Genomic DNA, 14,531 nt, shown 5'->3' on the forward strand with positions numbered 1-14,531 from the left:
ATCTTCATGGACGCCGGCCAGATCGTCGAGATGAACGAGCCCAACGAGTTCTTCAAGAACCCCCAGCACGAGCGCACAAAGCTCTTCCTCTCCCAGATCCTGCACTGATCCGGGGGGCATCGCAGGAGCAGATTCAGCAAGGTCTAAGCCGATCGAAAAGGCGCTTGACCTTGCCATGGTGGGAAGGTGCAGGCTGCAGCAATCGTCACTTGAAGGACATTGCAGCCATGTGCTCCTGCCAGCAGCATTCGACCACGGCCTCGGCCACGACGCAGGCCCCTAGCGGGGCGATCAGCTTTCGCGTCGAGGACATGACCTGCGGCCACTGCGCAGGCACGATCAAGCGGGCGATCGAAGGCCGATTTCCAGGCACCTTCGTGACGGCGGATCCGGGCTCGAAGCTGGTCAGCGTGCGCGGCAGCGCCGATTTTGCGGCGATCAGCTCGGCCGTGACCGCTGCCGGCTATACGCCCGGCGCAGAGCTCGTCGGCTAGTTCCAGTAGTCGGAGCAGGTCTCGCGCGGGCCGTTGCCACTTTCTCGCAGCATGCTCCAGGCGGCGGGCGTGAACGCGCCGGCCGCTATCGCGTTGGCAAATGAGCGGGCGAGATAGCGAGGCCGCATTCCATGACAGAGAATCATCGTCATGCCGGTCATCAGCACCATGGCCATACGCAGCATCATGGCCACCCGGATGCGTCGAGGCCCGTGGTGAAAGACCCCGTTTGCGGCATGGTGGTCGATCCCGCGACTGCGAAACATCGGGCCTCCCATGCGGGACAGGCCTATGTCTTCTGCTCCGCCGGCTGCCACGACAAGTTCGTGGCGAATCCAGCGGCCTATGTCGCGGACGATCCTGCGCGATCCGTTTCGAAGCCCGTCCCCGAGGGCGCGATCTACACCTGCCCGATGCATCCTGAAATCCGCCAGCCGGGGCCGGGCAATTGCCCGATCTGCGGCATGGCGCTGGAGCCCGAGATCGCGAGCGCAGAGCAGGGCCCGAGCGCCGAGCTGATCGACATGACCCACCGGTTCTGGGGCGGGCTCGCCCTCGCCGTGCCGGTCTTCCTGCTCGAGATGGGCGGGCATCTCGTCGACCTGCATATGTGGATCGGCCAGCAGGCCTCGAACTGGGTTCAGCTGGTGCTGGCAACGCCTGTCGTGCTCTGGGCCGGCTGGCCGTTCTTCCAGCGAGCCTGGGCCTCCCTCGTCAATCGCAGCCTGAACATGTTCACGCTGATCGCGATGGGCACGGGCGTCGCCTGGCTCTACAGCGTGATCGCGACAGCCGTGCCCGGCCTGTTCCCGCCGGTGTTCCGCGCCGGCGACGGTTCGGTCGCGGTCTATTTCGAGGCGGCCGCAGTGATCACCGTGCTGGTCCTGCTCGGGCAGGTGCTCGAACTCAGGGCGCGCGAGCAGACCGGCGGCGCGATCCGCGCCTTGCTCGATCTGGTGCCGAAGACGGCCCGGCGGGTGCTGGACGACGGCACCGACGAGGATATCGGTCTCGACGCCGTCCATGTCGGCGATCGCCTGCGCGTCCGGCTCGGCGAGACCGTGCCGGTCGATGGCGAGCTGATCGAAGGGCGCAGTTCGATCGACGAGTCGATGGTCACCGGCGAATCGATGCCCGTGACCAAGGAGGTTGGCGCGGCGGTGATCGGCGGCACGCTCAACCGCACCGGCGGCTTCATCATGCGCGCCGGCAAAGTCGGCAGCGACACCATGCTCGCCCGCATTGTCGGCATGGTCGCCGAGGCGCAACGCTCGCGGGCGCCGATCCAGCGCCTGGCCGACCAGGTCTCCGGCTGGTTCGTTCCGCTGGTGATCGTCATCGCCATCGCTGCCTTCGCCGCCTGGATGGCGTTGGGGCCGGAGCCGCGCTTCGCCCACGGGCTCGTCGCCGCGGTCGCCGTGCTGATCATCGCCTGCCCCTGCGCGCTCGGCCTGGCGACGCCGATGTCGATCATGGTCGGCGTCGGGCGCGGCGCCCATCTCGGCGTGCTGATCAAGAACGCCGAAGCGCTGGAGCGCTTCGAGAAGATCGATACGATCGTCGTCGACAAGACCGGCACGTTGACCGAGGGCAAGCCGAAGCTGACTGCCCTCAAGCCGGTCGACGGCTTCGACGAGGACGAACTGCTGCGGCTCGCAGCCTCATTGGAACGGGCCAGCGAGCATCCCCTTGCCGCCGCGATCGTCGACGGGGCGAAGGAGCGCGGCCTCACCTTGAGCGAGGCGCAGCATTTCGACAGCCCTGTCGGCAAGGGCGTGACCGGCACTGTGGACGGCCGGCGGCTGGTGATCGGCAGTCATCGGATCATGGCCGAAGCCGGTGTCGACCTCGCCGCCCTGGCGAGCGAGGCTGAGGCGCTCAGGGCCGAGGGCGGCACGGTGATCTTCGTCGCCGTCGACGACCGCGTCGCCGGGCTGCTGGCGATCGCCGACCCGGTCAAGCCGACCACGCCGGCGGCGATCGAGGCGCTCAAGGCCGCCGGCATTCGCGTGGTGATGCTGACCGGCGACAACCGGACCACGGCGCAGGCGGTGGCGCGCCAGCTCGGCATCGACGAGGTCGAGGCCGAGGTCCTGCCCGAAGACAAGAGCGCCGTGGTGAACAGGCTGCGCGCGCAAGGCAGGGTGGTCGCTATGGCCGGCGACGGCGTCAACGACGCACCGGCGCTCGCGGCGGCCGATGTCGGCATCGCCATGGGAACGGGCGCTGATGTCGCGATCGAGAGCGCTGGCGTAACCCTGCTCAAGGGCGACCTGCAGGGCATCGTGCGAGCGCTCCAGCTCAGCCGGGCGACGATGCGCAACATCCGGCAGAACCTGTTCTTCGCCTTCATCTACAACGCCGCCGGGGTGCCGGTGGCGGCGGGTGTGCTCTATCCGCTGTTGGGGCTGCTTTTGTCGCCGATCATCGCGGCGGCGGCGATGGCGCTGTCATCGGTCAGCGTGATCGGCAATGCGCTCCGCCTGCGCCGCGTCTCGCTCGATTGAGGCCTGCGGCAACAAATTCAGAACAAGGAGATCGTCATGACGAACCAACTCATTCCATCCCGCCGCGGGCTGCTGATCGGCTCGGCACAGGCGGCGGCCGCGTTCGGACAATGGAGTCCGTTGATGGCTGCGGAGCCGCTGCCCAAGATGATCGTGACGCGGGATCCGAACTGCGGCTGCTGCGGCAACTGGGTCACGCATGTGAAGGCCGCCGGCTTCCCGGTCGAGGTGGTCGAGGTTCCGGATGTCGCGCCGCTCAAGCTGAAGCTCGGCGTCCCCGACGCGCTGGCCTCCTGCCATACTGCCGAGATCAGCGGTTATGTGCTGGAGGGCCATGTCCCGGCCGAGGCGATCAAGCGCCTGCTCGCCGAGCGGCCGAAGGTGACGGGCCTCGCTGTCGCCGGTATGCCCATCGGCTCGCCCGGCATGGAAGTGCCGGGGCAGGCGTCCGACAGCTATGACGTGGTGGTTTTCTCCGCGGGCAGGCAGAACGTCTTCGCGCGCTATCGCGGACTGCAACAAATTTGACCAGCAGCGGAGCTGGCCTGTCACCGTCGGGTCAGGCGGCTCTGCTAACGGCGTCTCGCACTCCGAAAATACATTTGTGTCATAAAACATTCATTTGTATGGTCCACGGCAAAACCGCCGCCCCGCACTGGACGGAGGCGGCCCGCATCCCCTGCGCGGGAGGCGTGCTCGGAGGGACCAAATGCGCCGGATCGTGCAAATCTCGGACACTCATCTCAGTCCGGCCAAGCAGCATTTCGCCTGCAATTGGCAGCCGCTCACGGCCTGGCTGACGACGCAGAAGCCCGATCTCGTCATCCACACCGGCGACGTCACCGTCGATGGCGCCGATGTCGATGAGGATTTCGGTTATTGCAGCGGCCTTCTGACGGCGCTCGGCGTGCCGGTGCTGAGTATTCCCGGCAACCATGACGTCGGCGAAGCCTACCATCCGCATCAGCCGGTCAACGCACCGCGCCTGGCGCGCTGGCGCGAGCATCTTGGGGCGGATTTCTGGAGCCATGACGTCGAGGGCTGGCGGCTGATCGGCCTCAACTCGATGCTGTTCGGCAGCGACGAGGCCGACGAGGCCCGCCAGCTTAGCTGGCTGGAACAGCAGATCGCCAGTGCAGAGGGGCGCCGCCTCGGCTGGTTCCTGCATCGGCCGCTGTTCATCGAGGCACCCGACGAGGGTGACAAGGGCTATTGGAGCGTGCCGCCGAAGCCGCGGGCGCATCTGCTCGATCTCGTCCGCAAGCATGAGGTCGCCTTCGTTGCCAGTGGTCATCTGCACCGCGCTCACGACTTCGAGGTCGACGGCACGCGCTACATCTGGGGCCCGTCATCCGGCTTCGTGGTCGGTCCCGAGCTGCAGCCCGGCATGGCCGGCACGACGACGCTCGGCGCCGTGACCTATGATTTCAACGGCAGGGACTACACCGCCGCGATCCACGAGATCACCGCGCTCAAGACGCTCTGGATCGACGACGTGATCCACGAGGTCTACCCGCCGCGCGCCGCTTGAGGCGGCGCTGGCCGCTCTCCGACGACGTCAAACGCAAGAAGCCCTCAGGGCCCCGCACAGAAAGGCGAGCGACGTGGCAACGGTCACCCTGTCCTCCATCGCCAAGTCCTTTGGTCCGACCCGCGTGCTCGGTGGCGTCGACCTCGACATCGCCGATGGCGAATTCCTCACCCTGGTCGGCCCGTCCGGCTGCGGCAAGTCGACCCTGATCCGCATCATCGCTGGCCTGGAGCATCAGGATGGCGGCGCCGTCGCGATCGGCGGCCAGCCCGTCGATCACCTGCGCCCGCATGAGCGGCGCGTGGCGATGGTGTTCCAGTCCTACGCGCTCTATCCGCATATGAGCGTGCGCCAGAACATCGCGCTGCCGCTGACCATGTCCCGCCTGAAGCTCTGGCAGCGCCTGCCCCTGTTGCGGGCGCTCTCCGGTCAGCGCCGCGCGGTGATGCGCGGCATCGAGACCGATGTCGCGGCAGCCGCTGCGCAGCTCCAGCTCGATCATCTCCTTGATCGCAAGCCGGCTCAATTGTCGGGTGGCCAGCGCCAGCGTGTCGCGCTCGGGCGCGCCATGGTCCGCCATCCCGACGTCTTCCTGATGGACGAGCCGCTCTCCAATCTCGACGCCAAATTGCGCGTGCATATGCGCACCGAGCTCGCCGAGCTGCACAAGCGATTGGGGGCGACCTTCATCTATGTCACGCACGACCAGGTCGAGGCGATGACAATGTCCGATCGCGTCGCGATGATGGATTCCGGCACGATCCTGCAGCTCGGCACGCCCTCCCAGCTCTATGAGAAACCGGCCTCGCTCAAGGTCGCGCAGTTCATCGGCAGCCCGGCGATCAACCTGCTGCCGGCCAGCGTCGGCGCGGGCGGGCGACTCGAGCTCTTCGACCGCCCGATGTCGCTGGCTGTGCAGCAGGTCCAGGGGCAGGCGGTGACGCTCGGCGTGCGCTCGGAAGCGTTGTCGCTCGTGCAGGGCGAGATGGCTGGAGCGGGACGCGCCTGGTTCTCGGCCCGGTTGCGGCGCAAGGAGAATCTCGGCTCCGAATACATCCTGCATTTCGATCTCGCTGGCCGCGACCTGCCGGGTGTGACGATGCGCACCAGCCCGGCCCAGGCCGTCGGCGTCAGCGAGGCCGCCGAGGTCACGCTCGGCTTCGACGAGGCCGTCTGCCATCTCTTCGCCGCCGATGGCGAGCGCATCGAGCCGCGCGGTGCGGGCATTGCGACCGCCTCCATCGTGCCGCTGAGGGCCTGAGCATGACGCTCGCGCTCGACATGCCCGTGCAACTCGTTGCCAGCCGGCGCCGCCGGCTCTGGATCGAGCGCGTCACCGGCCTTGGCTTCGCCATGCCGGCGCTGATCCTGCTGCTGCTGACGATCCTGGCGCCGCTCGCCGTGCTCGTCGTGCTCAGCCTGACCAATTACGAGTTCGGCGGCGTCGACCTCGACTTCGTCGGGCTCGCCAATTTCCAGAAGGCGCTGGCCGACCCGATCATCCGCCGCTCGCTGCTGAACACGCTGATCTATGTCGCGATCATGGTGCCCGGCGGCGTCTTCGGGGCGCTGCTGATCGCCATCCTGATCCATCGGCGGACGCGCTCGCGCTCGCTCTACGAGGTCATCTATTTCCTTCCGGTGACCTCGACGCTGATCGCGATGGCGACGGTCTGGCAGTTCCTGCTGCATCCCTCGCTCGGGCCGATCAACGGCCTGCTGAAATGGCTCGGCTTTGCGCCCATCGCCTTCCTCAGCGAGCCCTCGACGGCGCTGGCGACGCTCGCCGTGATCGGCATCTGGCAGATCCTCGGCTTCAACATGATCCTGTTCCTGGCCGGGCTGACCGCGATCCCGCGCGATCTCTACGAAGCCGCCGACATCGACGGTTGCTCGGGCGGGATCGACCGCTTCCTGACCATCACCTGGCCGCTGCTCGGGCCGACGACGATGTTCGTGGTGATCACGACGATGATCACCGCCTTCAAGATCTTCGACACGGTGGCGGTGATGACGCGCGGCGGGCCGGTCGGCTCGACCGAGGTGCTGCTCTACAACATCTATCTCGAAGGCTTTCAGTATTTCCACACCGGCTATGCCGCGGCGCTGACCTTCATCTTCCTCGCCTTCATCCTCGTCTTCTCGGCCGTGCAGACCTTCGCCCTCGACAAGAAGGTGCACTACTGATGTCGGCCTCCGCACCCTCCGTCGCGACTGTCTCTCCCGCGCATTCGGCCGCGCGCCGCTTCCTCTCGCTCGTCCTGATCCATGGCGTCCTGATCGCCGGTGCGCTGTTCATGCTGGCGCCCTTCATCTGGATGCTGGTCACCTCGATCAAGCCGCCGGCGGAGATCTTCAGCGCCGAGATCGCGCTCTGGCCGAAGCAGTTCTACGGCGTCGAGAACTATCGCTTCGCCATGGAAAAGGCGCCGCTGCTGCGCTTCGCGCTCAACGGCGTCATCCTCTGCGTCGGCATCCTCGTGGTGCAGCTCTTGGTCGCGATCCCTTGCGCCTATGCGCTGGCGAAGCTCGATTTTCCCGGCCGCAACCTGCTCTTCGTGCTGGTGCTGCTCGGGCTGTGCATCCCGGTGCAGGTGCCGGCGATGCCGCTCTATATCGGCCTCGCCCAGCTCGGCCTGCTCAACACCTATTTTGCGATGATGGTGCCGTTCTTCCTCTCGGTCTTCGCCATCTTCCTGTTCCGCCAGTTCTTCCGCAGCTTCCCCGACGACATCATCAACGCTGCCCGGCTCGACGGGATGAGCGAGTTCGAGATCGTCTGGCGCATCGTCACCCCGAGCGCCTGGCCGGCGATCGCCGCCTTCGCGGTGTTCTCGACCGTGGCGCACTGGAACGACCTGTACTGGCCGCTGATCGTCATCTCCGACGCCAAGCTCGCGCCGCCGCCGCTCGGGATGATGTTCTTCGCCGATGCCGAGACCGGCTCGAACTACGGCGCGCTGACCGCCGCGGCGACGATCCTGACCGCGCCGCTTGTCCTCGCCTTCCTGATCGCGCGGCGCAGATTCATCGACGGCATCACAATGACCGGCGTCAAATAAGCCGACCTCGCGAAACGCCTAAGCCTGACAAAACCCTGTTCTCTCAAGGAGATCACCGATGAAAGCTTTCGGTAGAACCCTGGCCGCCGCGGTATTCGCGCTGGCCGCTTCCACGGCGGCGCGCGCCCAGGAGGTCACGCTCGACGTGCTCTACGCCTTCCCGGCCTTCGCCAAGTTCCACGAGCCCATCGCCGCGGAGTTCATGAAGAAGAACCCGAACATCAAGATCAATTTCCGGGCCCCGGCGGCGAGCTATGACGAGGGGCATCAGGCGATGCTGCGCTCCTCGGTCACCAACCAGCTGCCGGACGTCTATTATTCCGGCTTCCATCTGCTGACCGAGCTGGTCGAGACGCTCGACAAGCGCAAGCAGGTGGTCGATCTCGGCGAACTGCTCAAGGCCGAGCCGGAAGCCTGGCGCAAGGCCAACTACTCGGACGCGCTGCTCTCGCTCGGCCAGGCCAATGGCAAGCAGGCGGGCCTCGCCTTCAACGCCTCGACGCCGCTGATGTATTTCAACGCCGAGCTGGTGAAGAAGGCCGGCGGCGATCCCGACAAGATGCCTGACAACTGGGCCGACACGATCGCGCTCGCCAAGAAGATCCGGACCGCCGATGTCGCCGGCCTCGCCTACAACATTCATGACTGGCCGGATGACTGGCTCTGGCGCGGCATCGTCCAGCAGGGCGGCCATACCCTGCTCGACGCCAGCGGCAAGAAGGTCGCCTTCGGCGGCGATGTCGGCCTGAAGGCGCTGGAGACGCTGCGCAGCCTCGTCACCGAAGACGGCATGCCGCTGATCGACTGGGATCAGTCGCGCCAGCAGTTCATCGCCGGCAAGATCGGCATCTTCTTCGACACGCCGGCCCGCCTGCGCCAGGTCACCGACCTCGTCGGCGAGCGCTTCACCATGAAGACCGCGCTCTTCCCGGTCGACGACAAGGCCAAAGGCACGCTGCCGACCGGCGGCAATGCGGCGATCATCACCGCCAAGGACCCGGCCAAGCAGAAGGCTGCCTGGGAGTTCGTGAAGTTCGTGACCGGTCCCGAGGCGCAGAAGATCGTCGTCGAGACCTCCGGCTACATGCCGACCAATCTGCGCGCCGGCGAGGACGCCTTCCTCGGCCCGTTCTACAAGGACAATGCCAATTTCCGCACCATCAACGGCCAGGTGAACCGCGCTTCGCCCTGGCAGGGCTATCCGGGCGGCAACTCGGTCCGCATCTGGCGCCAGCAGCGCGAGGTCATCGCCGGCGTGATGCGCGGCGAGATCCAGCCCAAGGCCGGCCTCGAGCGGATGGTCTCCGAGACCGAAGCACTGATGAAGTGAGCGCTTTGCGCTGACATTGATACCGCCGCCCGGCGTCCGCGCCGGGCGGCTCGTTGTTTTGTAGCCATTGGATAGAAGCACGATGATCATCGCTCAGCTCAGCGATTTCCACGCCAGGCCACATGGCCGCCCGGCCTATGGCATCGTCGACACCAACGCCGCGATCGCGAAGGCGGTCGACGCCGTGCTGGCGCTCGATCCGGCGCCGGACTGCGTGCTGGTCACCGGCGATCTCGCTGATTGCGGCCTCGCCGAGGAGTACGCAATCGTGAGCGCCGCGCTGCGGCGCTTGCCGATGCCGGTCTATGTCCTGCCCGGCAATCACGACCGGCGCGAGACCTTCGCCGAGGCGCTTGGCGCTGACTACGCCTATCTGCCGAAGGCTGGCTTCCTGCACTACACGATCGAGGATTTCCCAGTCCGATTGATCGGCCTCGACACGGTGATTGCCGGCGAGGATGGCGGCGCGATCTGCGCCGAGCGCGAGGCCTGGCTGGCGGAGCGTCTGCGCGAAGGGCAGGGGCGCCCGACGCTGATCTTCATGCATCACCCGCCTTTCGCGGTCGGCGTCGACGGCATGGACGTGATCCCCTGCCGCGTCTCCGAGAGCTTTGCCGGGCTGATTGCCGCTCATCCCGAGATCGAGCGCGTGCTCTGCGGCCATTATCACCGGCCGATCCAGCGGCGCTTTGCCGGCACGATCGGCTATGTCGCGCCCGGCACGGCGCATCAGGTCGCGCTCGACCTGCGGCCCGGCACGGAGAACTGGTTCATCATGGAGCCACCGGCTTTTGCCGTGCATGCTTGGCGCCCGGAGACCGGCATCGTCAGCCATCTCCAGCCGATCGGCGATTACGGCCCGCGCCGGCCCTTCGTGCTCGACCCCGCCTATCCCGGCAAACCGCAGGTCGCTCATGGCTGAGCAGCGTCTTCTCGCTTTGCTCGACCAGTCCGCCGCGATCGCGCGACAAGCGGCCGATCTGCTGGTTCGCATGCAGGACGGCGATCTCTCTGTCGCTCGCAAGGATTTCCGCGATGTGGTGACGGCCGCAGATCTCGCCTCGGAGCGGTTGGTCATCGACGGTTTGCGCCAGCTGACCCCCGAGGCAGCGATCCTCTCGGAGGAGGCTGGTTTCTCCGGCTCGGAGGCGGCGCCGCGATGGATCATCGATCCGCTCGACGGCACGGTGAACTATGCCGGCGGCCTGCCCTGGTTCTCTGTGACGATGGCCTATCAGGAGGAGGGCCGCACGCTGCTCGGCCTGACGCATGCGCCGCTCGCCGGCCTCGTCGCGCAGTATGCCGAAGGCGGTATCGCGACGGTCAATGGCTGCCCTGCTGGCGTCTCGGCGACAGCGAGCCTCGCCGATGCCGTGGTCTCGATCTGCCTGACCTCGCATTATGCGCTGGAGGATCTGGAGCGGACCAACGCCGTCATCAGCCGGCTGTCCGGCTTGTGTCGCGGCGTGAGGGTGCTGGTCTCGGGCGGGCTGGAGATGTCGCTGGTCGCGGCCGGGCGGCTCGACGCCTTCATCGGGCTCAAGGCCGACATCGTCTCGCATGCGGCGGCGATGCCATTGGTGCGCGCGGCCGGCGGCAGAGTGACAACCGTCGCGGGGGTGGATTCGCGCGACGAGGATCTGGAGAAGGTCGTCAGCAACGGCCTGATCCACGGGGAATTGCTCGAGGCGATCCGCGCGGCTTGAGGACCCTCAGCGCAAGGCGAGCACGGCTGCCGCGGCCTGCTCGTCGGTGATCAGCACCGAGGCGAGCTTGCCCTTCAAGGCGGCGGCGATGACGGCAGCCTTGTTGCTGCCGCCCGAGGCCAGGATCGCTGTCGGAAGGCGGGTCAGCGCCTCCAGCGGCAATGCGATGGCGCGGCGGTTGATCGGATGGTCGAGCGGCTTGCCGTCCTTGTCGATGAACTGGCCGAGCAGGTCACCGACCGCGCCCTGCGCCGTCAATTCGGCAATATCGAGATCGCGCGGCAAGCCATAGCGCACCAGCAGCGAGCGCTCGCTCATGTCGCCGGCGCTGAGGATCGAGACGTCGGTGGCCCGGATGCGGGCGAAAGCCGCCTCGAACACGTCCTGCGCCAGGATGGTGTCGCGCGATTGTGGCGTGCCGGCATAGATCGGCGCGGCGAGATAATGGCACTGCGCCTGCCAGAGCCGGGCGAACTGGCTGGCGATCTCGAAGGTGTTGAGCTCGATGCCATAGGTCAATCCGCCCATCATCGAGGTGACGTCGAGCTCGCGGAACTGCCCCGGCCTGACATGCCGGATCGTCTCGCGCAGCGTGCTGCCCCAGCCGACGCCGAAGACGCCCGACTGGCGCTCTTCGACGATCTGCGAGACGAACTCGCCGGCCGCGCGGCCGATCTGGGCCGGCACCTGCGCCGGGTCATCCGGCGTCGGCACCACCACGGCCTCCTGCAGGCCGAATGCGTCGACCAGCGCGCGCTCCAGCCGGACACAGCTTTCCAGGCGCGAATTGATGGTGATGTTGACGAGACCGCTGCCGCGCGCCTCGACCAGGAGCCGGTTGACCCGGAGCCGCGTCATCTTCAGCCGGTCGGCGATCTCCGCCTGGGTCAGCCCTTCCATGTAGTACAGCCAGGCGGCTCTCACCTGGGTCTGGGCGTCTTCCGGCATCGCTGGTCCTTCTGTCGGGCTGCCGAGGGTTATATCGCGCCGGCCGTCCCCTACAACCGGGGGCTGTCTGCATGGCGTTTTCGCCTTGACCAAAACCAATGTAAATACGAAAATACATCTGTTGCAAAGGCGATCAGTCGAGCCGGAGTGCCACCCCGAGATGTCCCATGCCGTGTTCCTGCATGCCGCCGGCGATGCGCGTGTCGCGCCCTTCAATCTGCGCGAGGGAGCGCCCGGCGAAACGCTGATCGACGTCGCCGCAGTCGGGCTCTGCGGCAGCGACCTGCACTATTACAAGGATGGCGGCATCGGTTCGGCGGTGATCGCGGCGCCTTTCGTGCCGGGACATGAGTTCAGCGGCTGGCTGACCGAGGATTTGCCCGAGCTCGGCCTGGCGCGCGGTGCGCTGGTCGCTGTCGATCCCAACCAGGCCTGTGGTCATTGCGAGCATTGCCGCGCCGGGCATCCCAATCTCTGCCCCGAAGTCATCTTCATCGGCGCGCCGCCCAATGACGGCGCGATGACGGACCGGATCTGGGTACCGAAATCGCAGATCGTTCCCGTGCCGCAGGATTTCACGCCGAGCGATGCGGTCATGCTGGAGCCGCTCGGCGTCGCCATCCACGCCGTCGATCTGGCGAAGCCACGCCTGCTCGAGCGCGTCGCGCTGCTCGGCTGCGGGCCGATCGGCCTTTTGATCCTGCAGGTGCTGCGGACGGCCGGTGTCGGCGAGATCCTCGCCTGCGATCCGCAGCCGCATCGGCGGGCGCTCGCGCTGAAGCTCGGCGCCAGCAAGGTCGGTGAGAGCGCAGCCGACATCGCCGCGTGGACTGAAGGCGAGGGGCTCCCGCTCGTGATCGAGGCGACCAATGCGCCGGAAGGGTTTCGCGATGCGGTGCGTGCTGCGCGGATCGGCGGGCGGGTTGTGCTGGTCGGTATCCCCGATGGCGACAGCTATGTGGTGCCGGCGGCGGAGGCGCGCCGGCGCGGGCTGACGATCAAGTTCTCCCGGCGCATGGGCCATGTCTATCCGCGCGCCATCGAGCTGGTTGCGCTCGGCAGGGTCGATGTCGAGGCTGTCGTCAGCCACCGCTTCGCGTTGGCCGAGGGGCCTGACGCTTTCCGCCGCCACGCCGCGAACGAAGCCGGCATGGTGAAGAGCCTGATCTATCCTGGCGGGACCGAGATGCGAGGGCGCTGAGCGCGCTCGCCGCAGTCGGGCCAGCCGGCAGTCGTTTGACAGAGATTGGAGCAGATGCTCTTTATCGGAGCATCTGATCAATCTTTGTTGCTCCATGACGCGCCAATCTTCGCCATTCGACCTCGTCATCCTCGATTGCGACGGCGTGCTCGTCGACAGTGAAACGATCAGTTGCGGGCTCCTGGTCGATCTTCTCTCGCCGTTCGATCCCGGCTACGATCTGCCCTATGTGATGCGCCGCTATCTCGGGCGGCCGGCGAGCGCGGTGATCGAGGACTATGAGCGCATGACCGGCGGGCCCGTTCCCGGCAGCTTCAGGCGGGACTGGCGCGCGCGGTTGTTCAGTGCCTTCGCGAAGGATCTGCAGCCGATCGCCGGCGTGCGCGAGGCGGTCGAGGCCTTCGATGCCGACTATTGTGTCGCCTCGTCCAGCGACGAGGAGCGTATCGAGTTCTGCCTCCGCCGGGTTGGATTCTGGGATCTGTTCGAGGGGCGGATCTTCAGCACGACGCGGGTGAGGCGGGGCAAGCCTGCGCCTGATCTATTCCTGCTGGCGGCGGCCGAGCGTGGGTTCGCGCCGGAGCGCTGCCTCGTCGTCGAGGACAGTGTCAGCGGCGTCAAGGCGGCCAAGGCTGCCGGTATGACGGCATTCGGCCTTGCCGCCGGCAGTCACTTCTCCGTGCTCGACCAGCGCCAGTCGCTGATCGAGGCGGGTGCCGACCGGCTGCTCGGTTCCTGGCGGGAGCTTGCGATGCAGGATGCGGATTGAGCGCATGGCCGACGGAGACAATGCCCGCCTCGACGATGCCGCCCGCGCCGGCTGGCTCTATTATATCGCCGGCCGGACCCAGGAAGACATCGCCCAGATCCTGAACATCTCGCGGCCGGCGGCGCAGCGCCTGGTCTCGCTTTGTCGCAGCGAGGGGCTGATCAGCTTCCGGATGAACCACCCGATCGCCGACTGCATGGATCTCGCGGCCCGTCTGCGCGACTGCTTCGAATTGCAGCATTGCGATATTGCCCCGGCCGACGGTTCGGCCGAAACGGCTGCCTCCGGTGTCGCCTCCCTCGGCGGGCTGTTGATCGAGCGCTGGTTGCGCTCGCGCAAGTCGCTGGTGATGGCGCTCGGCACCGGCCGCTCGATGCGCGCCAGCATCGAGCGCGTCTCGCCGATGTCCTGCCCGCTGCACCGGCTGGTCTCGCTCGTCGGCACGATCTCGCCGGACGGCTCGGCGAGCCGGTTCGACACGCTGGTCAAGCTGGCCGAAATCACCAAGGCGCAGCATTTCCCGATGCCGCTGCCGCTCTATGTCTCCAGCCCGGAAGAGCGGGCGCAATTGATCGAGATCGAGTCGGTCCGGCGGATTCGCGCGATCGCCGGCGAGGCCGATCTCTGGCTGATGGGCATCAGCCAGATCGGCGACGATGCCGTGCTCCACCGCGACGGTTTCATGACCCGCAGCGAATTGCTCGAGCTGGTTCGCGCCGGGGCCGTCGGCGAGGTGACCGGCTGGGCCTTCGATGGCGAGGGCAGGGTGCTCGACCAGGGCCTGAACCGGCGCGTCACCAGCGTGCCGCCTGAGCCGGGCAGCGATCGGCTGCGGATTTGCATCGCCCATGGTGCCGCGAAGGTGACGCCGCTGCGCGCGGCCCTCGCCGGGCGCATCGTCAACGGCCTGATCACCGACGAAGAGACGGCGCGCGCCCTGCTGGGCGACTGAGCGCCGCAAACCCTCCCTGATCTCTTGGAAC

General features: G+C 66.9%; 15 protein-coding genes and 1 pseudogene. 14 read left to right on the forward strand and 2 right to left on the reverse strand.

Features of this window, described 5'->3' with window-relative positions; all coding sequences use genetic code 11:
• Together AC07O0_RS28225 and AC07O0_RS28230 are read left to right on the forward strand one after the other, a co-directional pair.
• Window positions 1-108: pseudogene (locus AC07O0_RS28225) on the forward strand (amino acid ABC transporter ATP-binding protein); the annotation flags it as partial.
• Between the two features lie 119 nt (window positions 109-227).
• On the forward strand, window positions 228-494 hold the full coding sequence (locus AC07O0_RS28230) for a heavy-metal-associated domain-containing protein (RefSeq protein ID WP_494627853.1): 267 nt from the start codon (window positions 228-230) through the stop codon (window positions 492-494).
• Here the strand turns inward: AC07O0_RS28230 and AC07O0_RS28235 are convergent.
• The gene (locus AC07O0_RS28235) at window positions 491-679 is read right to left on the reverse strand and encodes a hypothetical protein (RefSeq protein ID WP_494628059.1); all 189 of its coding nucleotides are present in this window, start codon (window positions 677-679) and stop codon (window positions 491-493) included. The two genes, AC07O0_RS28230 and AC07O0_RS28235, sit on opposite strands and share 4 nt — an antisense overlap.
• Here AC07O0_RS28235 and AC07O0_RS28240 point away from each other — a divergent pair.
• From AC07O0_RS28240 to AC07O0_RS28280, 9 genes are all read left to right on the forward strand, one after another.
• A complete protein-coding gene (locus AC07O0_RS28240) occupies window positions 626-3,001 on the forward strand; it encodes a heavy metal translocating P-type ATPase (protein WP_494627855.1) in 2,376 nt (791 codons plus the stop codon). The genes AC07O0_RS28235 and AC07O0_RS28240 overlap by 54 nt on opposite strands.
• Window positions 3,002-3,037: 36 nt before the next feature.
• Window positions 3,038-3,529: a DUF411 domain-containing protein gene (locus AC07O0_RS28245; RefSeq protein ID WP_494627857.1), complete on the forward strand. Its 492-nt coding sequence runs from the start codon at window positions 3,038-3,040 to the stop codon at window positions 3,527-3,529.
• Between the two features lie 181 nt (window positions 3,530-3,710).
• A complete protein-coding gene (locus AC07O0_RS28250) occupies window positions 3,711-4,532 on the forward strand; it encodes a metallophosphoesterase family protein (protein ID WP_494627859.1) in 822 nt (273 codons plus the stop codon).
• Between the two features lie 73 nt (window positions 4,533-4,605).
• Window positions 4,606-5,793, forward strand: a complete 1,188-nt coding sequence (locus tag AC07O0_RS28255; RefSeq protein ID WP_494627861.1) for an ABC transporter ATP-binding protein — start codon at window positions 4,606-4,608, stop codon at window positions 5,791-5,793.
• A gap of 2 nt (window positions 5,794-5,795) precedes the next feature.
• Entirely contained in the window at window positions 5,796-6,719 is a 924-nt protein-coding gene (locus AC07O0_RS28260; RefSeq protein ID WP_494627863.1) for a carbohydrate ABC transporter permease, read from the forward strand.
• A 110-nt stretch (window positions 6,720-6,829) separates the two neighbouring features.
• Window positions 6,830-7,594: a carbohydrate ABC transporter permease gene (locus tag AC07O0_RS28265; RefSeq protein WP_494628049.1), complete on the forward strand. Its 765-nt coding sequence runs from the start codon at window positions 6,830-6,832 to the stop codon at window positions 7,592-7,594.
• A gap of 58 nt (window positions 7,595-7,652) precedes the next feature.
• Window positions 7,653-8,924, forward strand: a complete 1,272-nt coding sequence (locus AC07O0_RS28270) for an ABC transporter substrate-binding protein (protein ID WP_494627865.1) — start codon at window positions 7,653-7,655, stop codon at window positions 8,922-8,924.
• An 82-nt stretch (window positions 8,925-9,006) separates the two neighbouring features.
• Window positions 9,007-9,846 carry a phosphodiesterase gene (locus AC07O0_RS28275; RefSeq protein ID WP_494627867.1) on the forward strand — a complete coding sequence of 280 codons (840 nt, stop codon included), beginning with the start codon at window positions 9,007-9,009 and terminating at the stop codon, window positions 9,844-9,846.
• Window positions 9,839-10,630, forward strand: a complete 792-nt coding sequence (locus AC07O0_RS28280) for an inositol monophosphatase family protein (protein ID WP_494627869.1) — start codon at window positions 9,839-9,841, stop codon at window positions 10,628-10,630. Before AC07O0_RS28275 ends, AC07O0_RS28280 begins: the two co-directional genes overlap by 8 nt.
• Window positions 10,631-10,636: 6 nt before the next feature.
• Here AC07O0_RS28280 and AC07O0_RS28285 read toward each other — a convergent pair whose 3' ends face one another.
• Window positions 10,637-11,578 carry a sugar-binding transcriptional regulator gene (locus AC07O0_RS28285; RefSeq protein ID WP_494627871.1) on the reverse strand — a complete coding sequence of 314 codons (942 nt, stop codon included), beginning with the start codon at window positions 11,576-11,578 and terminating at the stop codon, window positions 10,637-10,639.
• A 160-nt stretch (window positions 11,579-11,738) separates the two neighbouring features.
• On the opposite strand from AC07O0_RS28285, the gene AC07O0_RS28290 reads away from it, so the two are divergent.
• The 3 genes from AC07O0_RS28290 to AC07O0_RS28300 all read left to right on the forward strand — a co-directional run bounded on the left by AC07O0_RS28290 (window position 11,739) and on the right by AC07O0_RS28300 (window position 14,500).
• Window positions 11,739-12,779 (forward strand): zinc-dependent alcohol dehydrogenase, encoded by a 1,041-nt coding sequence (locus AC07O0_RS28290; RefSeq protein ID WP_494627873.1) that lies wholly within the window; start codon window positions 11,739-11,741, stop codon window positions 12,777-12,779.
• Window positions 12,780-12,873: 94 nt separating this feature from the next.
• The gene (locus AC07O0_RS28295) at window positions 12,874-13,548 is read left to right on the forward strand and encodes an HAD family hydrolase (protein WP_494627875.1); all 675 of its coding nucleotides are present in this window, start codon (window positions 12,874-12,876) and stop codon (window positions 13,546-13,548) included.
• A gap of 4 nt (window positions 13,549-13,552) precedes the next feature.
• Window positions 13,553-14,500 (forward strand): sugar-binding transcriptional regulator, encoded by a 948-nt coding sequence (locus AC07O0_RS28300; protein WP_494627877.1) that lies wholly within the window; start codon window positions 13,553-13,555, stop codon window positions 14,498-14,500.
• Window positions 14,501-14,531 lie beyond the last annotated feature (31 nt).

The sequence above is a fragment of the Allobosea sp. GW821-FHT10B12 genome, from assembly GCF_059415545.1.